Here is a 21414-nt window from a genome sequence, read left to right as displayed (position 1 = left end):
CTCCCACCCGGCGAGTTGACGCAACGCATCCGATTTGCCACGGATGGTCACAAGGCTCTAGCGTCCCGCATAACGAACAGCCCCCGCCAGGTGCGCCAACACCTGCGGGGGCTTGACCTCCGAGATCGGAAAGAGCGATCCCGTGGCTGACACCAAGCCTAGTCCTGTCCTCCCGCCCGCGCACGCGTCGTCCCACCCGATGGCCAATCCGGGCTACGGCAAGCGTTCCGCGCCGGACCAACACCGGCGCACCAATCATGACTTCGGGCATCTCCCGCCCCGCGAGGCGGCCATCGCCGCGTACCTGGACCGCCTTCCCCAGGGCGCCGACATCTCCGTGAAAACGCTGGCCAAGCAGCTCCCGTACGGCCAGTGCGCGCTCCGCACGGCCCTCAACCGCCTCCAGGCGGCCGGCCATCTGAGGAGAGGCCGGGAGCAGCTGGGGACGGAGGGCGGCGGCTCGCGCTGGATCACCCGATCGTGGTGGTCCCGTACCGCACGCGACGACGCCTGGTGGGCGGCGTTCACGCGAGGCGACGTGCCGGAGGACCGGAGTTCACCCGAACGGCCCGGCCCCACCCGCTCCCGCGCCCACATGCTCCTCGCGGCCCTCGGTCGCACGGCCCCCGTGCTGTCCCTCTCCGCCGCCGACTGCGCCGCGCTCGCCCCGCTCCTGACGGAGTGGTTCGCACGCGGGGCCACCGACGAGGCCGTCCTGCGGGCCCTGAGCGAGGGCCTGCCGACACCGGTCCACCACCCGGCCGCCCTGGTCCACCGCCGGCTCATCGACAAGCTCCCACCGGAGCCGGTCCCCCTCCCGGCGCCCCGGCGGATCCTGGAGTGCGCGGAATGCGGAGTGCCGGGGCGGCCGGAGGCGCTGCCGGGCGGGGTGTGCGGAGGCTGCCGGGGCGAACGCGCTCCCACACCCTCCCGTACGCCTCTGACCGCTCCCACGGTCCACGCCCGCGCGGGCGCGATCCGGGATGCGATGTCCCTGCGGCGACGCGAACGGGCACCGGGGTGAGGGGCCACCGGCCGTGAAAACGCCCGAGGGCGGTACCCCCAGCCAGCAGCTGGACGTACCGCCCTCGGTCCGTAGGACAGGCGATCAACCGTCAGGTCGATCAGAAGTCCATGTCACCGCCCGGCATGCCGCCCGGAGCGGCCGCGCCGGCCTTCTCCGGCTTGTCGGCGATGACGGCCTCGGTGGTCAGGAACAGCGCGGCGATGGAGGCGGCGTTCTGCAGCGCGGAACGGGTCACCTTCGCCGGGTCGATGATGCCCTCGGCGACGAGGTCGACGTACTCGCCGGTCGCGGCGTTCAGGCCGTGGCCCGGGGTCAGGTTGCGCACCTTCTCCACCACGACACCGCCCTCGAGGCCGGCGTTGACGGCGATCTGCTTCAGCGGGGCCTCGAGCGCGAGCTTCACGGCCTGGGCGCCGGTCGCCTCGTCACCCTCGAGCTCCAGCTTCTCGAAGACCTGGGAGGCCTGCAGCAGGGCCACGCCACCACCGGCGACGATGCCCTCCTCGACGGCGGCCTTCGCGTTGCGGACGGCGTCCTCGATGCGGTGCTTGCGCTCCTTGAGCTCCACCTCGGTGGCGGCGCCGGCCTTGATGACCGCGACACCGCCGGCGAGCTTCGCCAGGCGCTCCTGCAGCTTCTCGCGGTCGTAGTCCGAGTCGCTGTTCTCGATCTCGGCGCGGATCTGGTTCACCCGACCGTTGACCTGGTCCGAGGAGCCGGCACCGTCGACGATGGTGGTCTCGTCCTTGGTGATGACGACCTTGCGGGCGCGGCCCAGGAGGTCCAGGGTCGCGTTCTCCAGCTTGAGGCCGACCTCCTCGGAGATGACCTCGCCGCCCGTGAGGATGGCGATGTCGCCGAGCATGGCCTTGCGGCGGTCGCCGAAGCCCGGGGCCTTGACGGCGACGGACTTGAAGGTGCCGCGGATCTTGTTGACGACCAGGGTCGACAGGGCCTCGCCCTCGACGTCCTCGGCGATGATCAGCAGCGGCTTGCCCGACTGCATGACCTTCTCCAGGAGCGGGAGCAGGTCCTTGACGGAGCTGATCTTGGAGTTCGCGATGAGGATGTACGGGTCCTCGAGCGACGCCTCCATGCGCTCCATGTCGGTGGCGAAGTAGGCGGAGATGTAGCCCTTGTCGAAGCGCATGCCCTCGGTGAGCTCGAGCTCCAGACCGAAGGTGTTGCTCTCCTCGACGGTGATGACGCCTTCCTTGCCGACCTTGTCCATGGCCTCGGCGATGAGCTCGCCGATCTGGGTGTCGGCGGCGGAGATGGACGCGGTGGAGGCGATCTGCTCCTTCGTCTCCACGTCCTTCGCCTGCTCCAGCAGGGCGGCGGAGACGGCCTCGACGGCCTTCTCGATACCGCGCTTCAGGGCCATCGGGTTGGCACCGGCGGCGACGTTGCGCAGGCCCTCCTTGACCAGGGCCTGGGCGAGCACGGTCGCGGTGGTCGTACCGTCACCGGCGACGTCGTCCGTCTTCTTGGCGACTTCCTTGACCAGCTCGGCGCCGATCTTCTCGTACGGGTCCTCGAGCTCGATCTCCTTGGCGATGGAGACACCGTCGTTGGTGATCGTGGGGGCGCCCCACTTCTTCTCGAGGACGACGTTGCGGCCCTTGGGGCCGAGCGTCACCTTGACGGCGTCCGCGAGCTGGTTCATGCCGCGCTCGAGGCCGCGCCGCGCCTCCTCGTCGAACGCGATGATCTTGGCCATGTGAAGTGGTCCCTCCAGGACTGGGGGTGATTCCTTCGGACCGCGCCCGCGCCCGCGACGGACGGCTCGCCGGCCCCGTGGTTCCTTGCACCACTTGGCCTGCGGGCCTCACCGACCCGGTCCTTCGTTGTCACTCTCACCTTCAGAGTGCTAACGCCAATGATTAGCACTCGGGCATGGCGAGTGCAAGCGCCTCGGGGGGATCAGCCCGGGGCGAACAGGACGAAGGGCCCACACCCCGGACGAGGTGTGGGCCCTTCGCGTGAAGAACGTTCAGGCGGTGACGCGAACCATGTCGGCCTGCGGGCCCTTCTGGCCCTGCGAGATCTCGAACTCGACCCGCTGGCCCTCTTCCAGGGTGCGGTAGCCGTCCATCTGAATCGCGCTGTAGTGGACGAAGACGTCCGCACCACCGTCGACCGCGATGAAGCCGTAGCCCTTCTCCGCGTTGAACCACTTGACGGTGCCCTGAGCCATGCCTAACTCCCCTATTACTGGCCCTTGCACAGATCCACACTTCGCGGACCCGGGTCAGACCTCACCCCCCATTGATCGGGGGCGTGCGCCGGAACGCGTCGACCGCGGCTGAATGTATCTGTCCAACTGCCGTCTGCAACAGGTCAATCGGACGAGAATTCTGGACGCGCCCGATCCGGAATCTGGCGAGAATTCAGGCGAATTCAGGGCAATTCGGGCCCCACAAATGGCTCAAAAGCCGCAAAGAACCCACGCACTTTGGCCATTTCTCGTCGGGCGTACGGCATGATTCCGGGGCTCTCGACCCGCGGGCCCGGAACGCGTTCCCCAACTCTACCGCGCTCAATCACTCAGAATGGCCCCCTCCGTTTCTCTCGCGGAGGAGGCCATTCCATGAACGATCGGTAACCGCGATTACCGAAGGTAATGTCAGCCGCCGGCGACCGCCGGAATGATGGAGACACCGGCGCCGTCGGGGGTGGCGGTCTGCAGCCCCTGCTCGAAGCGGACGTCGTCGTCGTTGACGTAGACGTTCACGAAGCGGCGCAGCTTGCCCTGGTCGTCCAGCACCCGGGCGGCGATGCCGGTGTGGTTCTTCTCCAGGCTCTCGATGACCTCGGCGAGGGTCGCGCCCTCGGCGGCGACCTCGGCCCGGCCACCCGTGTAGGTGCGCAGGATGGTGGGGATGCGAACGGTCACGCTCATGCGAGGCCAGCCTCTCGGAAGGAGTCCAGGGTCGGGCGGATGGTGGCGGTCAGGCCGGTGCCGGCCACCGCGTCGAGGGTCTTGAGGCCGTCGCCGGTGTTGAGCACGACGGTGGTCTTCGCCGGGTCCAGGACCCCCTCCTTGAGCAGCTTGCGGGCGACCCCGACGGTCACGCCGCCCGCCGTCTCCGCGAAGATGCCCTCGGTGCGGGCCAGCAGCTTGATGGCGTCCACGACCTCCTCGTCCGTCACGTCCTCCACCGCACCGCCGGTGCGGCGCGCGATGTCCAGGACGTACGGCCCGTCGGCCGGGTTGCCGATGGCCAGGGACTTGGCGATGGTGTTCGGCTTCTGCGGCCGCACGACGTCGTGACCCGCCTTGTAGGCGGTCGACACCGGCGAGCAGCCCTCGGCCTGGGCACCGAAGATCTTGTACGGCCGGTCCTCCACCAGACCCAGCTTGATCAGCTCCTGCAGCCCCTTGTCGATCTTCGTGAGCTGGGAGCCGGAGGCGATCGGGACGACGATCTGGTCCGGGAGCCGCCAGCCGAGCTGCTCGCAGATCTCGTACGCGAGGGTCTTGGAGCCCTCCGCGTAGTACGGGCGCAGGTTGACGTTCACGAAACCCCAGCCCTCGCCGGCCGGGTCGCCGATCAGCTCGGAGCAGAAACGGTTCACGTCGTCGTAGTTGCCCTCGATGCCGACGAGCTCGCCGCCGTACACCGCGGCCATGACGACCTTGCCCTGCTCCAGGTCGTGCGGGATGAACACGCAGGAGCGGAAGCCGGCCCGCGCGGCGGCGGCGCCGACGGCGCCGGCCAGGTTGCCGGTGGAGGAGCAGGAGAGGGTGCTGAAGCCGAAGGCGCGCGCGGCCTCCAGCGCCTGGGCGACGACCCGGTCCTTGAAGGAGTGGGTCGGGTTGCCGGAGTCGTCCTTCACGTACAGACCGCCGGTGACGCCCAGCTCGCGCGCCAGGTTGTCGGCCTTGACGAGCTTGGTCCAGCCCGGGTTGATGTTGGGCTTGTCGGCCACGTCGGCGGGGACGGGCAGCAGGGGCGCGTAGCGCCAGATGTTCGCGGGGCCGGACTCGATGCGCCGGCGCAGTTCCTCGGTGTCGTACGCGGAGAAGTCGTAGGCGATCTCCAGCGGACCGAAACACTCCTCGCAGGCGAACACCGGCCCGAGGGGTACCCGGTGGCCGCACTCGCGACAGCTCAGGGCGGCGGCGGGACCGAGATCGACGGCGGGATTGCTGGTGCTTGCAACTGTCTGCGCAGCCATGGAGGCGAGGCCCTTTCTCCTCATCTTCCTCACGACGCACTTCGCCGTGAGACGGATTTGGCACCTTCCCTAGCCGGGAGCCTCGCGGAGACGGTCAGATCAGGTCTGGTCTACGAGTACCGACTGGAGGGTTGCCGGGGCTTCATCGGGCCGTTTCCCTCTGCCCCTCTGGATGAGCTGTATGTGGTTGTCGGCGCCGGTGATCCCCGACATGCGATGGTCATCGGCGTTGTTCAAGACTGTAACCGAAGGCCAGGACAGTTGAGATAGTCGTCCGAACCGCGAGACAACAGTGAGGAGCCACCGACGTGCTGGAAGAAGTCGAGCGTTGGCTGAGCACGCGCTCCTGGTCCGTGACCGACCGCTCGCCGCACAGGATCCTGGCCGCCAAGCAGCGCACGGGCCAGACGGTCTCCGTCGTGCTGCCCGCACTGGACGAGGAGGAGACGGTCGGCGACATCGTCGCGGTGATCCGCCGCGACCTCGTGGAGCGCCTCCCGCTGGTCGACGAGATCGTCGTCGTCGACTCCGGGTCCACCGACCGCACCTCCGAGGTGGCCGCCGCCGCGGGCGCGCGGGTCGTCCACCGCGACGACATACTGCCGCGCATCCCCGCCGTCCCCGGCAAGGGCGAGGTGCTGTGGCGTTCCCTGCTGGTGACCGGCGGCGACATCGTCTGCTTCGTCGACGCCGACCTGCGGGAGTTCTCCTCCGACTTCGTGTCCGGGATCGTCGGCCCGCTGCTCACCGACCCGGACGTCGACCTGGTCAAGGCCATGTACGACCGTCCGCTGCTCACCGGTCCCGAGGGGCCCGGCGGCGGCCGGACGGCGGGGCAGGGCGGCCGGGTCACCGAGCTGATGGCCCGCCCGCTGCTGAACATGCACTGGCCGCAGCTGGCCGGCTTCGTGCAGCCGCTGGGCGGCGAGTACGCGGCCCGCCGCTCGCTGCTGGAGCGGTTGCCGTTCCCGGTCGGGTACGGCGTGGAGCTGGGCATGCTGGTGGACGCGCTGCACCTGGTGGGCCTGGACGCACTGGCCCAGGTCGACGTGGGCGTGCGCAAGCACCGCCACCAGGACGGTCAGGCGCTGGGCAGGATGGCCGCCGCGATCTACCGCACGGCGCAGCTGCGGCTGGCCCGCGGGCACCTGGTCCGCCCGTCCCTGACCCAGTTCGAGCGGGGCGCGGACGGGTTCGAGCCGCGCACCTACTCGGTGGACACCGAGGAGCGGCCGCCGATGGCGGAGATCGCGGAGTACACGCACCGCCGGGTGGCGTGAACGCGTGGTGGCCGGACGGCTGTATCCGGACCCCGCCGCAACCGACGGGGCGGTACGTACGTTTGAGCGTTTCCGGGCCGGGCTAGGTTGAGGCTTATGGCTTCCAGGCACGGTGCTGAGGTGCTGGTCGCGTCCAATCGCGGACCGGTTTCGTACGAGGTGCGCCCCGACGGCGCGGGCGGCTCACTGCACGCCAAACGGGGCGGTGGCGGCCTGGTCTCGGGCCTGTCGGCCATCGGCTCCGAGGCCAGTGCGGTGTGGGTGTGCGCCGCGCTGGGCGACGGCGACCGGGAGGCGGTGCGGCGGGCGGACGGCGGACTGCTGCCGGTGGAGGACACCGGCGGGCAACGGGTGCGGATGCTCGACATCGACGCCGCCGTGTTCGCCGACGCCTACAACGGCATCGCCAACTCGGTGCTGTGGTTCGTACACCACATGCTGTACCAGACCCCGCTGGAGCCGGTCTTCGACGCCGGTTTCCGACGGCAGTGGGCGTCGTACCGGGCGTACAACGAGGCGTTCGCGCGGGCGCTGGCCGAGGAGGCGGCACCGGGCGCCGCGGTGCTGATCCAGGACTACCACCTGGCCCTCGCCCCCCGGATGCTCCGCGAGCTCCGCCCCGACCTGCGCATCGGACATTTCTCGCACACCCCGTGGGCCCCGCCGGACTACTTCCGGCTGCTGCCCGACGACATCGCGACCGAGCTGCTGGAGGGCATCCTCGGCGCGGACCGGGCGGCGTTCCTGACCCGGCGATGGGCGGACGCGTTCACCGACTGCTGCCGGACGGTCCTCGAGTCCGGCGTCCCGGCCGGGACCCGGATCGGGGTGCACGGTCTCGGGGCGGACGCGGACTTCCTGCGCGAGCGGGCGCACCGCGCGGACGTGGGCGAACGGATGGCCGCGTTGCGCGCGGAGATCGGCGAGGGGCGCCGGACGATCGTCCGGGTGGACCGCACCGAGCTGTCCAAGAACATCGTGCGCGGCCTGCTGGCGTACCGGGAGCTGCTGGAGGACCACCCCGAGTGGCGCGAACGGGTGGTGCACGTGGCGTTCGCCTACCCGTCCCGGCAGGACCTCGCCGTCTACCGGGCCTACACCGCCGAGGTTCAGCGGGTCGCGGAGGAGATCAACGCGACGTTCGGCACGCCCGGCTGGACCCCGGTGGTGCTGCACGTGAAGGACGACTTCGCGCGCTCCCTGGCCGCGTACCGGCTGGCCGACGTCGCCCTGGTCAACCCCATCCGGGACGGCATGAACCTGGTCGCCAAGGAGGTGCCGGTCGTCTCCGACGAGGGCTGTGCCCTGGTGCTGTCCCGCGAGGCCGGGGCGTACGAGGAGCTGGGCGAGAGCGCGATCGTGGTGAACCCGTACGACATCGGGGGGACGGCGCGCGCCCTGCACGAGGCGCTGACCCTGCCGGCGGGCGAGCGGGCGGAGCGCTCCAAGCGGCTCGCGGCCGCGGCCACCGCGCTGCCGCCCACCCGCTGGTTCCTGGATCAGCTGGCGGCCCTGGACGGCTGAGTCAGCCGAGCCGGGCCGCCAGCCCGCGCAGCAGTCCCACGACGCCTTCGGGCCCGTCCACGACGAGGTCCGCCCGCTCGGCCAGTTCGGTGACCTCCGCGCTGCCGCTGCACACCAGCACGCCGGGTACGCCGTCGGAGCGGAGTTTCTCGACCGCCGCGAAGGCGGGGAGGTCGCCGAGGTCGTCACCGGCGTAGAGGACGGCTCCCGCGCCGGTGGCGCGGACGTGGTCGAGCAGGGCCACGCCCTTGTCCATGCCGGGCGGGCGCAGTTCCAGGACCAGCCGGCCGGGCTCCACGATCAGGCCGTGCCGGGTGGCGAGGTCGGTGAGGGGGACGCGCAGGGCCTCGAAGGCGGCCTGGGGGTCGTCGGCACGGCGGGTGTGCACGGCGACCGCGCGCCCCTTCTCCTCGATCCAGATGCCCTGCCCGGCGCCGACCCGCTCCAGCAGGCCCGGCAGCTCGGCGCGGACGGCGGCCACGCCGGGGTGCGCCGGCGGGGCGGTCAGCTCGCCGGTCGAGGCCTGCCAGCGCTCGGCGCCGTAGTGGCCGAGGACGACGAGGTGTTCAAGGCCGGGCACGTCCGCGAAGCCGCCGTGCCGCACCGCGACGGCGGCCGGTCTGCCGGTCACCACGGCGACGGAGGCGACCCGCGGGGCGAGCGCGGCGAGCGCGGGCACGGCGTCCGGGTGGGCGCGGGCCTGTTCGGGGTCGGCCACGATGGGGGCGAGCGTGCCGTCGAAGTCGAGGCCGATCACCGCGGTGTGCGCTCTGGAGAGCAGCGCGGCGAGCCCGTCCCGTCCGGCCTGGGTCGCCGGGGTCGGCAGAAGGTCCATACAGCGACACTATCCAGCGGGGGCCGAGGTCACGCCTGGTCCGGGGAAGGTCAGCGCTCGGACCGTCGTGCCTCGCGCACCCGGCGCAGCCGGTTCACGGTCACGGGGTCGAGCGCCAGCGCGCGCTCGTCGTCCAGCAGCGCGTTGAGGAGCTGGTAGTAGCGCACCGGCGCCAGGCCCAGTTCCTCGCGTATCGCCCGTTCCTTGGCGCCGGGGCCGGTGAAGCCCCGGCGCTCCAGCGCGAGGATGGCCTTCTCGCGGCTGCCCAGTTCCATGGGGGCCACCGTAGCGCCGGGCACCGACAGCCGGCTCAGCTCGCGTCGCTGCTGTCGGCCGCCGTCGCCGCCGACTGCAGGCGGGTCAGGACCCCGGCGGGGCTGCCGCCGGGCGCGACCGCCTGGCCGATGTCCTTCTTGACGGCCGCGCTGACGGCGGCCCAGGAGGTCTTGCCGACGGGGTACAGCTGGGAGGTGGGGAGCTGGTCGAGGAAGGGGCGCAGGCTCTTGTCCGCGGCCACGTCGGACTGGGACATCGCGGTGGACGCCGAGTCGGTGACCGGGAGCAGTCCGTAGGCGCGGGAGAAGTCGAGGACGTTCTTCCGCTCGTAGACGTAGTCGAGGAAGTCGCCGATCTCTGCGGCGTGCCCGTTCTGCTTGAAGCCCATCATCCAGTCGGCGACACCCATCGACGCCTTGGCCGTGCCGTCGCGGCCCGGCATCGGGACCATGCCGAAGCGCACGCCCTTCCTGGCGGCCTGCTGGATCAGCGCGGGATGCCCGTTGAGCATGCCGACGCGGCCGTCGGCGAAGGCGTTGAAGGCGTCCGCGCGGTTGAGCCTGCCGGGCGCGACCGGGCCGGTCAGGCCCTTGTCGACCAGCTCGTCCTTGAGCCAGGTGAAGGTCTGGACGTTCTGCGCGGAGTCGATGGTGTAGGTGCCGATGTCGTCGGTGTAACCGTTGCCGCCGTTGTCGGTGTAGCCGCCGCTCAGCAGCCACTGCATGGTCTCGGCCTGGGCCTCCTCCGGGCCAAGCGGCAGCGCGTAGGGGTACGTCACGCCCTTGTCCCGCAGCGCCTTGGCGTCGGACGCCAGCTCGGCCCAGGTGGTGGGCGGGGTGATGCCCGCCCGCGCGAAGAGGGTCTTGTTGTAGAAGAGCACCCGGGTGGAGGCCGCGAAGGGGATGCCGTACTGCACGTGCTTCCACTGGCCCGCGTCGGCGAGCTGGGAGAGGAAGTCGGCCTGGGTGCGTATGGAGAGCAGGTCGGAGACCTGGTACAGCTTGCCCGCGGCCGCGTAGTCGGCGTAGGCGCCGATCTGGGCCAGGTCGGGGGCGTGCCCGGCGTCGACCATGGCCTTGACCTTGCGGTCGACGTCGTTCCAGGAGTAGACGCTGACCTCGACCTTGACGCCGGGGTGCCGGGACTCGTAGGCGGCGGCCAGCTTGTCCCAGTACTTCTTCGAGCTGTTGGCCGCCGAGTCGCCGTAGTCGGCGGCGACGAGTCTGAGCGTCACGTCGGAGGAGCCCGTGCTCCCGCAGCCGCCGAGGACCGCCGTCATGCCCAGTGCGGACACCACCGCGATCGTTCCTGCCGTACGCCGACGCACCGTCAAAGCCCCAACCCTGCTGTCTGACCGTTCAACATGTGGACACATAAGGTCTACACCACGTGAGTGGACTAGACCTCTCATGGGTCCGCGGGCCACACTGTCTCCCGTGAGACATGTCATCGCCCTGGACGTGGGCGGTACCGGGATGAAGGCGGCCCTCGTCGGCGACGACGGCGCGCTGCTGCACCGCGCCCGCCGGGCCACCGGCCGCGAGCGCGGCCCCGGCGCCGTGGTCGAGACGATCCTCGCCTTCGCCGCCGAGCTGCACGCGTACGGCCGGGAGCGCTACGGCGAGCCGGCCGCCGCGGCCGGCATCGCGGTGCCCGGCATCGTCGACGAGGAGCACGGCACCGCCGTCTACGCGGCCAACCTCGGCTGGCGGGACGTCCCCCTGCGCGCCCGGCTCACCGACCGGCTCGGCATCCCCGTCGCGCTCGGCCACGACGTACGCACCGGTGGACTCGCCGAGGGCCGCATCGGCGCCGGCAAGGGCGCCGACCGCTTCCTGTTCGTCGCCCTCGGCACCGGGATCGCCGGCGCCATCGGCGTGGACGGCCGGGTGGAGTCGGGCGCGCACGGGTTCGCCGGCGAGATCGGGCACGTCGTCGTACGGCCCGGCGGCACCGCCTGCCCCTGCGGGCAGCACGGCTGCCTGGAGCGCTACGCCTCCGCGTCCGCCGTCAGCGAGGCGTGGGCCGCGTCCTGCGGGGACCCGGACGCGGACGCCGCCGACTGCGCGAAGGCCGTCATGTCCGGTGACCCGAACGCCGTCCGGATCTGGCGGGGCGCGGTGGACGCGCTCGCCGACGGCCTGGTCACCGCGCTCACCCTGCTGGACCCGCGCACGCTGATCATCGGTGGCGGCCTGGCCGAGGCGGGGGAAGTGTTGTTCCAACCGCTGCGGGACGCCGTCCGGCAGCGGGTCACCTTCCAGAAACTGCCGTCCATCGTCCCCGCCGCCCTCGGTGACACCGCCGGCTGCCTGGGCGCGGGACTGCTCGCCCGGGATCTCCTCGACTCCACCGACCCCACGACCGACCCCTCGGAGGTAACCGCCTGATGGCTCCCAGCTTGGTTCTCGCAGGTGCTCGGGTGGTGCTGCCCACCGGCGTGGTGGACGACGGGCGCGTGGTCGTGGAGGGCACGAAGATCACGCAGGCCACGGCGGCGGACACCGGCGGCACGACGGCCGCGGGTGCGGCCCCCGAGGACGCCGAGGTCCTCGACGTCGGCGGCCACTGGCTGGTCCCGGGCTTCGTCGACATCCACAACCACGGCGGCGGCGGCGCCTCCTTCTCCGGCACCGTGGACGACGTGCTGAAGGCCGTCCGCGCCCACCGGCTGCACGGCACCACCACCCTGGTCGCCTCCACGGTCACCGACGAGATGGACCTGCTGGTCACCCAGGCCGGGCTGCTGAGCGAGCTGGCCGAGCAGGGCGACATCGCCGGCATCCACTTCGAGGGACCGTTCATCTCCCCGTGCCGCAAGGGCGCGCACTCCGAGGAGCTGCTGCGCGACCCGGACCCCGCCGAGGTGCGCAAGCTGATCGACGCGGGCCGCGGCAAGGCCCGGATGGTCACCCTCGCCACCGAACTCCCGGGCGGTGTCGACTCCGTACGGCTGCTCGCCGAGCACGGCGTGATCGCCGCGATCGGGCACACCGACGCCACCTACGAGCAGACGGTCGCGGCGATCGACGCGGGCGCCACGGTCGCCACCCACCTCTTCAACGCCATGCCGACCCTCGGCCACCGCTCCCCCGGCCCGATCGCCGCGCTGCTGGAGGACGAGCGGGTCACGGTCGAGCTCATCAACGACGGCGTGCACCTGCACCCGGCGGCGCTGGAGCTGGCGTTCCATCACGCGGGCGCCTCCCGGGTCGCGTTCATCACCGACGCGATGGACGCGGCCGGCCGCGGCGACGGCCGCTACCTGCTCGGCCCGCTGGAGGTCGAGGTCAGCGACGGTGTGGCGCGGCTGGTCGAGGGCGGTTCGATCGCGGGCTCCACGCTCACCCTGGACCGGGCGTTCAAGCGGGCGGTGACCGTCGACGGGCTGCCGGTCCAGGACGTGGTCGCCGCCCTCTGCGCCAACCCCGCCCGTCTGCTCGGCCTGTCCGACCGTGTCGGCTCCCTGGAGCCGGGCAAGGACGCCGACCTGGTGCTGCTGGACGCGGACTTCGACCTCAAGGGCGTGATGCGGCAGGGAGAATGGGTGGTCGCGCCCCAACTGCCCTGATCCGTCCGGGCGTCCGAGGACGGCGGCCGACCCGCGCACTGGGCCGGCCGCCGTCTCTTTGGCATGATCAGGGCCCCGGCGACCGATGGCGACGCCACTTCGAGGGGAGGTCGGCCCGGGTGATCCTCACGGTCACACTGAACACCGCACTCGACATCACCTATCGCGTGCGGGCCCTGCGGCCGCACGCCTCGCACCGCGTCTCGGACGTCACCGAACGGCCGGGCGGCAAGGGCGTGAACGTGGCCCGGGTGCTGGCCGCGCTCGGCCACGAGGTGACGGTCGCCGGCTTCGCGGGCGGCGCAACCGGACAGGTGCTGCGCGAACGGCTCGCGGGCGTGCCTGGGGTGACCGACGCGCTGGTGCCGTGCGCGGGGCCCACCCGCCGCACCATCGCCGTGGTGGACGAACTGACCGGCGACACGACCCAGCTGAACGAGCCCGGCCCGCAGATCGAGCCGGCCGAGTGGGTGGCCTTCCTCGAGCGCTACGACGCACTCCTGCCCACCGCCTCGGCGGTCGCCCTGTCCGGCAGCCTGCCGCCGGGCGTCCCGGTGGGCGCCTACGCGGGCCTGGTCCGCACCGCCCGTGCCGTCGGCGTCCCGGTGCTGCTGGACACCAGCGGGGAGCCGCTGCGGCGCGGGGTCGCCGCCCGCCCCGACATCATCAAGCCGAACGCCGAGGAACTGGCCGAGCTGACCGGTTCCCACGAGCCGTCACGCGCGACCCAGGACGCCCGGCGCCGGGGCGCCCACGCGGTCGTGGCCTCCCTCGGCCCGCAGGGCCTGCTCGCCGCGACCCCCGAGGGCCGCTGGCGCGCCACCCCGCCCGCCCGCGTCCACGGCAACCCGACCGGCGCCGGCGATTCGGCGGTCGCGGGACTGCTGTCGGGCCTCGTGGAGCGGCTCTCCTGGCCGGAGCGGCTGGCCCGCGCGGTCGCCCTGTCGGCGGCGACCGTACGGGCACCGGCCGCGGGCGAGTTCGACGCCGCCGCCTACGAGGACCTGAGCGCCCGGGTCGCGGTGACCGGAGTGGTCAGCGCGGCCTAGGGCCGGGGGGCCTGTCCTCCGGGCCCTGGGGCCTGTTGCGAAAGTGGTCCTCTGCCGTGCGACGCCCGGCACGGCCGCCCTCCGGGCGACGAGGCCACTTTCGCAGCAGGCCCTAGCCGTCCCGCTGGACCTGGCCCTTCTTGAGCCACATCTGGTCGAGCAGGACGTTGCACTTGTCCCCGGCCTGGCAGGAGACGGCGATGGTGTTGGAGCCCTTCTTCAGGGTCGGCCACACGTAGGAGGTGGTCCAGCCCTTGGCGAAGTCCCCGTCGGCCGCGTGCCGGTAGTTCTTCATCCCCAGCTTGGTGCCGAACTCCTTGCCGTTGACGGTGACCGTCATCGACTGGGGGTCGCCGCCGGTGGCGCTGTAGTTCACGAAGAGGGTGTACGGGCCGTCCTCGGGGATGTCGTCGACCGTCCAGGTCACCGAGGAGCCGACCGTGTTCAGACCGCCCACGTAGGTGCCGCCCGCGGCCTCCGCGCCCTGGAACTTCGAGTCCTTGACCGCGCCGCCGGTGAGCTGGAGCGCGTTGGCGTCCGTCTTCGGCAGCTCGCCCGGCGCCGCCGAGGTGCTGCTCGACGCGCTCGGCTCGCTGCTCTGCGACTGGGTCGGGGAGGCCCCCGCCTGGCTGCCCGACTTGTCGTCCGAGTTGTCGTTGAGCATCGCGACGCCGATACCGATGACGACCACGGCGACCACCGCGATCGCACCGGTCAGCAGGCCCTTGGTGTTGGGACCGCGCCGGCCGCCGCCACCGCCGGACGGACCCGGCTGCCGGCCCGTCGGAGCACCGCCGGGCAGCGTCTCGGGCGCCTGGTAGTGGGCGTTCGGCTGGCCGTAGGCGCCCTGCTGGGGGACGGTCTGCTGCTGGCCGTACGGGGCCGTCTGCGGCGCGCCGCCGTAGGTGCGCTCGCCGACCGCACGCACTCTGCTGACCGAGTTCGGGTAGCCGTAGCCACCGTAGCCACCGGACGGCGGCTGGGCTCCTCTGGCCTGTCCGTCGGCGTACAGGTAGCCGAACGGGTCCTCGTCCTCGGGCGTGCTCGCGCCGTTGTCGCCGGGCGTCATCCCTTGGTACTCCTCAACAGGTGCGGGCGGATGCGATACGCGTGTGGAATGGCGAGCCTACCCGCTCCGGCTGCCCCAAACGGGTGAGTCACCTCGCATCAGCTCACTGACCTGGGGATCAACCCGCACGCCGGTGCTGTTTGGGACGAGATCGTTTCTCTACGTACATCCGCTCGTCAGCGGACTTCAGCACTTCGTCCGCCGTCATGCCGCAGTGCGCCCAGCCGATACCGAAGCTGGCGCCCACCCGGACGGCCCGGCCCTCGGCGCGGATGGGCTGGATGATCTCGTTGCGCAGGCGCACGGCGAGGTCCTGGGCGTCGGCCTTGCCGAGTCCGTCGGCGAGGATCACGAACTCGTCGCCGCCGAGCCGGGCGACGGTGTCCCCGTCGCGCACACCCCCGCTGAGCCTGCGGGCGACCTCGATCAGGACGGCGTCGCCCGCGTTGTGCCCGAACCTGTCGTTGATCGACTTGAAGCCGTCCAGATCGCAGAAGAGGACCGCGAGCCCCTTGGTCCCGTCGTCACGGCCGTCCTCGGGGGCGATGGTGTGGACGTGGTGGTCGAAGCCCTCGAACGCCTCGCCGCCCTGCGTGAAGTCGAAGCCGTGCCCGGTGGGGGCGTCGAAGGCGGGGTGGCCGCCGTAGGCCGCGTCCAGGGACTCCAGGACGCCCGGCTGGGCCTGCCGGCGGCACAGGCGGGCCGAGAGGCGCGAGCGCAGCTCGGCGGAGTTCGGCAGGCCGGTGAGGGAGTCGTGGGAGGCGCGGTGGGCGAGCTGCAGCTCGCGGCGCTTGCGCTCCTCGATGTCCTCGACGTGCGTGAGCAGGAAGCGGGGGCCGTCGGCGGCGTCGGCGACGACGGAGTTGCGCAGGCTGACCCAGACGTAGCTGCCGTCACGGCGGCCGAGGCGCAGCTCCGCGCGGCCGCCCTCGGCCGAGGTGCGCAGCAGGGTGCCGATGTCCTCGGGGTGGACGAGGTCGGAGAAGGAGTAGCGGCGCATCGCGGAGGCGGGGCGGCCCAGCAGGCGGCACAGGGCGTCGTTGGTGCGCAGGATCCGGCCGTGCTGGTCGCCGCCCATCTCGGCGATGGCCATGCCGGAGGGGGCGTACTCGAACGCCTGCCGGAAGCTCTCCTCGCTGGCCCGCAGGGCCTGCTGGTCCCGCTCCAGGCGGACCAGGGCGCGCTGCATATTGGCACGTAGACGCGCGTTGCTGATGGCGATGGCGGCCTGGAAGGCGTACATCTGCAGGGCCTCGCGGCCCCAGGCGCCGGGGCGGCGGCCGTTGCGCGGGCGGTCGACGGATATGACCCCGAGCAGCTCGCCGGAGGAGCCGCCCTGCACACCGGGCGTGTACATCGGGGCGAAGAGCCGGTCCGAGGGGTGCCACTCGTCCTCGAAGCGGGGGGCGGGCCCGTCGGTGTACCACTGCGGGACGTCGTCGTCGTCCAGCACCCAGCCCTCGGTGTGCGGTATGAAGACGAGGTCGCCCCACTGCTCGCCCATGTTCAGCCGCCGGTCCCAGGAGTCGCGGGAGCCGACCCGGCCGGTGATCAGGGACTCCGCCGCGGAGTTGCCGGAGAAGGCGGCGACCACGAGATCGCCGTCCTGGCGCACCAGGTTGACGGCCGCCATCTCGTAGCCGAGGGCGCCCACGACGCCGTCGGCGACCGACTGCAGTGTGTCCGCCAGGCTGCGTGCCGTGTTCATGTCGGCCATGACCTGGTGCAGCTGTCGCAGGGACGCAAGGCGGACATACGGCTCCGACTCGGTCTCCATGCTCGCCCTCCCCCCGAGACCTCGCAGCGAATCAAGGGTTGTCGTCGGCGCTTCTGTCAGGTGTGCTTCCAGTCGTGCTCCTGCGGCTTCCCCGCCACTGAATCACAGCGCGCTCCGCACTCGGTACACAGGGTCAACAATTCCTGCCCCTTGTGACTCAAGTCACAGGCGAACGTGAACAATTGGGTGGAGTTTCCGCGTTTTCCCCGTGTGTTTACCTGGCAGAGGCTTTCCCGTCGCCTTCACATCATGCTCCGCACGGCCGCCCCGGCGTGGTCCCCCGGACCTAGGACCAAGCTCGGGCGGAGGGCCGATGCGGCGCGCACGGGGCGGAGATTAGCGTTTCCGGTGTGCTGAAGACTCCCTCACCCACCGCCACCTCTGCTTCCGGGCATGCTGAGGGGGTGAGCAACGACGAGTTCCGGGCCGCGATGTCCCGGCTGGGCGCGGGCGTGGTCCTGGTGACCGCGCAGGAGCCGCCGCTGGACCCGGACGACCCGACGGCGCCGGGCGTCGAGGACGTCGGCATGACCGCCACCGCCTTCCTGTCCGTCTCGCTGGACCCGCCGCTGGTGCTGGTCAGCCTGCGTACCGGGGCCCGCATGGACGACCTGCTGGACGAACAGCCGCTGTGGGCCGTCTCCGTCCTTTCGGAGAGCCAGCGCCACATCGCCGGCCGCTTCGCGATGAAGGGCCGGATCAGCGACCGCCTGCTCTTCCAGGACCTCCCCTACGTCCGCGGCGAGGCCACCGGCGCGCCGCTGATGGACGGTGCGCTGGCCACCCTGGAGTGCCGCACCGAGCAGCGGGTGACGGCCGGCGACCACACGCTCGTCATCGGGCGGGTGCTGACCGCGCGGGTGCCGAGCACGGAGGGCGGGCCACTGCTGTATTTCCGGGGGCGTTACCGGCAGTTGGGTTGAACGCGCGACCGCGGAATTCCGCGGTCGCGCCAGGAACAGCGGAGACTTGATGAACAGCGCGGCCGCATCGGGACGGCGCGGCCGCGGAAAACGCTTTCGGAATACGCGCGGCCGGAATTTCGTGCGGAACCGTCAGCCCCGAGCGCGAGGCGTCAGCCCCAGTCGCGGCCCGAGCGGCCGCGCTTGGTCTGCGAACGCTCCTTCTTCTGGCGCAGACGGCGTTCGTTGATGCCCCGCGGGACGCGGGTCGGGCGGCGGGGCTTGGGCGGCGGCGCGGTCGCCTCGGCGAGGAGGGCCGCCAGGCGTACGGCGGCGGTCTCCCGGTTGCGCCACTGGGAGCGGTGCTCGGAGGACCGCACCACCACGACCCCGTCGACCAGCCGCCCGGCCAGCCGCTCCAGCGCCCGCTCCTTCCAGACCGGGGGCAGGGATTCGGTGGCGGCCAGGTCGAAGCGCAGCTCCACCTGCGAGTCACTGGTGTTCACGTGCTGGCCGCCCGGACCGGACGACCTCGAGAAACGCCACGCCAGCTCGGCCTCGGGGAGCGAGACGGAGCCGCGGATGAGGTAGGGACCGGACATGTGTCCCATGTTCCCGGCCGCGCCCCTCCCACGTCATCCGGTTTTCGCCACCAGGACCATCCGGGTAAAAAAGGTAAAGCGATCCGGAACCACCGGGACCCCCCTCGACGTTCTCCCGGGTGACGGTAGCTTCATCGGCACAGATACACGGATACAAGGGAAGGGACTCCCAACATGGCTGTAAGCCTGTCCAAGGGTGGCAACGTCTCGCTCACCAAGGAGGCTCCGGGCCTGACCGCCGTCACCGTGGGCCTCGGCTGGGACGTCCGCACCACCACCGGCACGGACTTCGACCTGGACGCCTCCGCCATCGCGGTCAACACGCAGGGCAAGGTCTACTCGGACGCCCACTTCGTGTTCTTCAACAACAAGCAGACCCCGGACAACTCCATCGTCCACACCGGTGACAACCGCACCGGCGAGGGCGCGGGCGACGACGAGGCGATCAACGTCAACCTGGCCGCGCTCCCGGCCGACATCGACAAGATCGTCTTCCCGGTCTCCATCTACGACGCCGAGAACCGTGGCCAGAACTTCGGCCAGGTCCGCAACGCCTACATCCGTATCGTCAACCAGGCGGGCGGCGCCGAGATCGCGCGCTACGACCTCTCGGAGGACGCGGCCACCGAGACCGCGATGGTCTTCGGCGAGCTGTACCGCAACGGCGCCGAGTGGAAGTTCCGCGCCGTGGGCCAGGGTTACGCCTCGGGCCTGGTCGGCATCGCCCAGGACTTCGGTGTGAACGTCTGACCGGCAGGGCTTCGGACGGGAGCCCCGGGACGCGGCGAGCAGGCCGTGGCCCGGGGCTCCCGCGCGCTACGTTGCCCGCGTGATCCTCCAGCCACTGCGCCCCGGCCGTGACATCCCGGCCCCGCTGCTCACCGAACTGACGGCGCTCTACGCCTCCCACCGCGACTTCCTCGCGCTCAGCGGAGACCTGCCCGACCCGGACGACGTACGGCCCGAGCAGGTGGCCGGCCTGCTGGCCGAAGAACTGGCCCACCCCGACGCCGAGGTGCTGCTGGCCAGGTCCGAGGGCCGGCTGGTCGCAGTCGTGATCACCCTGGCGCGGCACCCGGACCCGGCCGACCCGGACCCCTGGATCGGGCTGTTGCTGGTGGACGCCTCGGAGCAGGGCAAGGGGTACGGCCGGCGGGTCGCCGGCGCGGTCGAGGAGCGCTTCAGGGCCGCCGGCCGCCGGGCCGTACGGCTGGCCGTGCTCGACGGCAACGCCGGCGGGCTGGCCTTCTGGACCGCCCTCGGCTACGAGGTGGTCGACCACCGCCGCGACCACGCCCTCGGCCGCCCCTGTGCCGTGCTGCGCAAGGTGCTGCGCACCCCCCGGCGGGCGGCCCGGGTCGCCGTGGTCGACCCGGCGGGCGCCGTGCTCCTGTTCCGGTACGACAACGTCGAGGTCGGTGTGCACTGGGCGCTGCCCGGCGGCGGCCTGGAGGCGGGCGAGAGCCCGCGCGAGGGCGCCCGGCGGGAGTTGCGCGAGGAGACCGGCTGGGACGACCTGGAGCCGGGCGAGCTGCTGTGCACCTGGGAGCACGACTTCACGCACACCGGGGTCCCGGTCCACCAGCACGAGCACGTCTACGCCGTCCGCGGCCCGCACCGGGAGCCGGACGGCCCCCGGTTGGCCGCCGAGCACGCCGCCGACGGCATCCTCACCTGGCGCTGGTGGAGCCGGCCCGAACTGGCCGCCGAGCCGGAACCGGTGTGGCCCCCGGGCCTTGCCCGCATGCTGGACGAGTGGGAGGGCTGAGACGGGCTGCGGCGGGCGCTGGGACGGTGTGACGAACTGCGCCCCAACTGCGCTGTAAGAGGGGGTAGTTGATCATCGCAGCCGTGTCCGCATAACGGTTTCCGTCGCACGTCTTTCGGAAACGAACACGTAAAATGTTGTCGGCGCCCTGTCAAACAGGACGTGCTGGTGTCACTCTCTCCTCACCCGCCGCAACTCTGTGCATCCCCTGTGTTCCGCCTGTGTCTCCACCCCACGGAGACCAGACCCCAAGGAGATCGAGTGAGACAGCAGCCCCACGCGTCCCGCACCTCCCGCAAGACCGCCCTGCGCGCGGCCGCCCTGGCCGGTTCGGCGGCGATGGTCGTCCTCGCGCTGCAGAACGGCTCGGCCACCGCCGCCCCCACGCACACCCCCGGCGCCACGGCCCTCCCGCTCAGCGCCACCGCCCGTGTCACCGCGCTGCAGACCGCCCAGCAGCACGCCGGCGCGGCGGCCCGGGAACTCGGTCTCGGCGGCAAGGAGAAGCTGGTCGTCCGGGACGTGCTCAAGGACGCCGACGGCACGGTGCACACGCGCTACGAGCGCACCTACGCCGGCCTGCCCGTCCTCGGCGGCGACCTCGTCACCCACGTCGCGAAGAACGGTTCGCTCAAGGGCGTCGACAAGGCGACCAAGGCCCGGATATCCGTGCCCACCACCACCGCGGCCGTCTCCCCCACGAACGCGAAGAAGACCGCCCTCAAGGCCGCGGGCACCGCGAAGGCCACCGCCTCGACCGCCCGCAAGGTCGTCTGGGCGGCCGGTGCCAAGCCGGTCCTCGCCTACGAGTCCGTGGTCAAGGGCGTCCAGCACGACGGCACCCCGAGCGAGGTGCACGTCATCACCGACGCGCGCACCGGCAAGAAGCTCTACTCCTACGAGGCGATCGACACCGGGACCGGCACCAGCCAGTACAGCGGCACGGTCACCATCGGCACCACCGCCTCCGCCTCCGGCGGCTACGACCTGATCGACGGCGGCCGCGGCGGCCACAAGACCTACGACCTCAACGGCGGCACGAGCGGCACCGGTGCCCTCTTCCACGACGCCGACGACACCTGGGGCGACGGCACGGTCGGCAACCGCCAGACCGCGGCCGTCGACGCCGCCTACGGCGCCGCCGTCACCTGGGACTTCTACAAGTCCGCGTTCAACCGCAACGGCATCGCCGGCGACGGCAAGGCCGCCTACTCCCGCGTCCACTACGGCAACGCCTACGTCAACGCCTTCTGGGACGACAGCTGCTTCTGCATGACGTACGGCGACGGCGCGAACAACGCCGACCCGCTCACCTCGCTGGACGTGGCCGGCCACGAGATGAGCCACGGTGTCACCTCCAACACCGCGGGCCTCGACTACAGCGGTGAGTCCGGCGGCCTGAACGAGGCCACCTCCGACATCTTCGGCACCGGCGTGGAGTTCTACGCCAACAACTCCACCGATGTCGGCGACTACCTCATCGGCGAGAAGATCGACATCAACGGCAACGGCACCCCGCTGCGCTACATGGACAAGCCCAGCAAGGACGGCG

Annotated in this window: 20 protein-coding genes and 1 riboswitch; of the genes, 10 read left to right on the top strand and 10 right to left on the bottom strand. The window is 71.6% G+C overall.

Annotated features, from left to right (window positions below):
- Positions 1-199: 199 nt before the first annotated feature.
- Positions 200-1024 carry a hypothetical protein gene (locus V7E45_RS25780; RefSeq protein WP_333776581.1) on the top strand — a complete coding sequence of 275 codons (825 nt, stop codon included), beginning with the start codon at positions 200-202 and terminating at the stop codon, positions 1022-1024.
- Positions 1025-1124: 100 nt separating this feature from the next.
- On the opposite strand, the gene groL is transcribed toward V7E45_RS25780, so the two are convergent.
- From groL to thrC, 4 genes are all read right to left on the bottom strand, one after another.
- Positions 1125-2747 (bottom strand): chaperonin GroEL, encoded by a 1623-nt coding sequence (gene groL / locus V7E45_RS25775; RefSeq protein ID WP_333776580.1) that lies wholly within the window; start codon positions 2745-2747, stop codon positions 1125-1127.
- A 273-nt stretch (positions 2748-3020) separates the two neighbouring features.
- A complete protein-coding gene (locus tag V7E45_RS25770; protein WP_004986573.1) occupies positions 3021-3224 on the bottom strand; it encodes a cold-shock protein in 204 nt (67 codons plus the stop codon).
- Positions 3225-3653: 429 nt separating this feature from the next.
- Positions 3654-3929: a MoaD/ThiS family protein gene (locus tag V7E45_RS25765; RefSeq protein ID WP_333776579.1), complete on the bottom strand. Its 276-nt coding sequence runs from the start codon at positions 3927-3929 to the stop codon at positions 3654-3656.
- The gene (gene thrC / locus V7E45_RS25760; protein WP_333776578.1) at positions 3926-5209 is read right to left on the bottom strand and encodes a threonine synthase; all 1284 of its coding nucleotides are present in this window, start codon (positions 5207-5209) and stop codon (positions 3926-3928) included. Before thrC ends, V7E45_RS25765 begins: the two co-directional genes overlap by 4 nt.
- A gap of 17 nt (positions 5210-5226) precedes the next feature.
- A riboswitch (SAM riboswitch) is annotated at positions 5227-5388 on the bottom strand.
- A 129-nt stretch (positions 5389-5517) separates the two neighbouring features.
- On the opposite strand from thrC, the gene V7E45_RS25755 reads away from it, so the two are divergent.
- The gene (locus tag V7E45_RS25755; protein ID WP_333776577.1) at positions 5518-6489 is read left to right on the top strand and encodes a glucosyl-3-phosphoglycerate synthase; all 972 of its coding nucleotides are present in this window, start codon (positions 5518-5520) and stop codon (positions 6487-6489) included.
- A 96-nt stretch (positions 6490-6585) separates the two neighbouring features.
- Positions 6586-8013: an alpha,alpha-trehalose-phosphate synthase (UDP-forming) gene (locus tag V7E45_RS25750; protein ID WP_333776576.1), complete on the top strand. Its 1428-nt coding sequence runs from the start codon at positions 6586-6588 to the stop codon at positions 8011-8013.
- A gap of 1 nt (position 8014) precedes the next feature.
- Here V7E45_RS25750 and otsB read toward each other — a convergent pair whose 3' ends face one another.
- The 3 genes from otsB to V7E45_RS25735 are packed head-to-tail and all read right to left on the bottom strand — an operon-like array spanning position 8015 to position 10451.
- A complete protein-coding gene (gene otsB, locus V7E45_RS25745) occupies positions 8015-8848 on the bottom strand; it encodes a trehalose-phosphatase (protein WP_333776575.1) in 834 nt (277 codons plus the stop codon).
- A gap of 50 nt (positions 8849-8898) precedes the next feature.
- Positions 8899-9123 carry a DUF3263 domain-containing protein gene (locus tag V7E45_RS25740; protein WP_133921827.1) on the bottom strand — a complete coding sequence of 75 codons (225 nt, stop codon included), beginning with the start codon at positions 9121-9123 and terminating at the stop codon, positions 8899-8901.
- 35 nt (positions 9124-9158) lie between these two features.
- A complete protein-coding gene (locus V7E45_RS25735; protein ID WP_443056181.1) occupies positions 9159-10451 on the bottom strand; it encodes an extracellular solute-binding protein in 1293 nt (430 codons plus the stop codon).
- Between the two features lie 82 nt (positions 10452-10533).
- Between V7E45_RS25735 and V7E45_RS25730 the strand changes: the two genes are divergently transcribed.
- The 3 genes from V7E45_RS25730 to V7E45_RS25720 all read left to right on the top strand — a co-directional run bounded on the left by V7E45_RS25730 (position 10534) and on the right by V7E45_RS25720 (position 13744).
- Positions 10534-11514, top strand: a complete 981-nt coding sequence (locus tag V7E45_RS25730; RefSeq protein WP_333776573.1) for an ROK family protein — start codon at positions 10534-10536, stop codon at positions 11512-11514.
- Positions 11514-12695, top strand: coding sequence for an N-acetylglucosamine-6-phosphate deacetylase (gene nagA / locus V7E45_RS25725; RefSeq protein WP_333776572.1), 1182 nt, complete (start codon positions 11514-11516; stop codon positions 12693-12695). The genes V7E45_RS25730 and nagA overlap by 1 nt, the downstream gene beginning before the upstream one ends.
- 119 nt (positions 12696-12814) lie before the next feature.
- Positions 12815-13744, top strand: a complete 930-nt coding sequence (locus tag V7E45_RS25720; RefSeq protein ID WP_333776571.1) for a 1-phosphofructokinase family hexose kinase — start codon at positions 12815-12817, stop codon at positions 13742-13744.
- Positions 13745-13856: 112 nt separating this feature from the next.
- On the opposite strand, the gene V7E45_RS25715 is transcribed toward V7E45_RS25720, so the two are convergent.
- Together V7E45_RS25715 and cdgB are read right to left on the bottom strand one after the other, a co-directional pair.
- The gene (locus V7E45_RS25715; RefSeq protein ID WP_333776570.1) at positions 13857-14813 is read right to left on the bottom strand and encodes a carbohydrate-binding protein; all 957 of its coding nucleotides are present in this window, start codon (positions 14811-14813) and stop codon (positions 13857-13859) included.
- Positions 14814-14931: 118 nt separating this feature from the next.
- Positions 14932-16590, bottom strand: a complete 1659-nt coding sequence (cdgB, locus tag V7E45_RS25710) for a diguanylate cyclase CdgB (protein ID WP_333776569.1) — start codon at positions 16588-16590, stop codon at positions 14932-14934.
- A gap of 350 nt (positions 16591-16940) precedes the next feature.
- On the opposite strand from cdgB, the gene V7E45_RS25705 reads away from it, so the two are divergent.
- The gene (locus V7E45_RS25705) at positions 16941-17513 is read left to right on the top strand and encodes a flavin reductase family protein (protein WP_333776568.1); all 573 of its coding nucleotides are present in this window, start codon (positions 16941-16943) and stop codon (positions 17511-17513) included.
- A gap of 152 nt (positions 17514-17665) precedes the next feature.
- Here the strand turns inward: V7E45_RS25705 and arfB are convergent, their stop codons facing one another.
- Entirely contained in the window at positions 17666-18103 is a 438-nt protein-coding gene (gene arfB, locus V7E45_RS25700; protein WP_333776567.1) for an alternative ribosome rescue aminoacyl-tRNA hydrolase ArfB, read from the bottom strand.
- Positions 18104-18268: 165 nt separating this feature from the next.
- Between arfB and V7E45_RS25695 the strand changes: the two genes are divergently transcribed.
- The 3 genes from V7E45_RS25695 to V7E45_RS25685 form a co-directional block, all read left to right on the top strand.
- Positions 18269-18844, top strand: coding sequence for a TerD family protein (locus tag V7E45_RS25695; protein WP_020940795.1), 576 nt, complete (start codon positions 18269-18271; stop codon positions 18842-18844).
- Positions 18845-18923: 79 nt separating this feature from the next.
- Positions 18924-19862 (top strand): bifunctional GNAT family N-acetyltransferase/NUDIX hydrolase, encoded by a 939-nt coding sequence (locus tag V7E45_RS25690; protein ID WP_333776566.1) that lies wholly within the window; start codon positions 18924-18926, stop codon positions 19860-19862.
- 339 nt (positions 19863-20201) lie between these two features.
- A partial coding sequence (locus tag V7E45_RS25685) for a M4 family metallopeptidase (RefSeq protein WP_333776582.1) occupies positions 20202-21414 on the top strand: 1213 nt, incomplete at its 3' end.

Source organism: Streptomyces sp. IBSBF 3136 (genome assembly GCF_036815105.1).
Lineage (GTDB): Bacteria > Actinomycetota > Actinomycetes > Streptomycetales > Streptomycetaceae > Streptomyces.
This window is presented reverse-complemented; position numbering and strand designations above follow the sequence as displayed.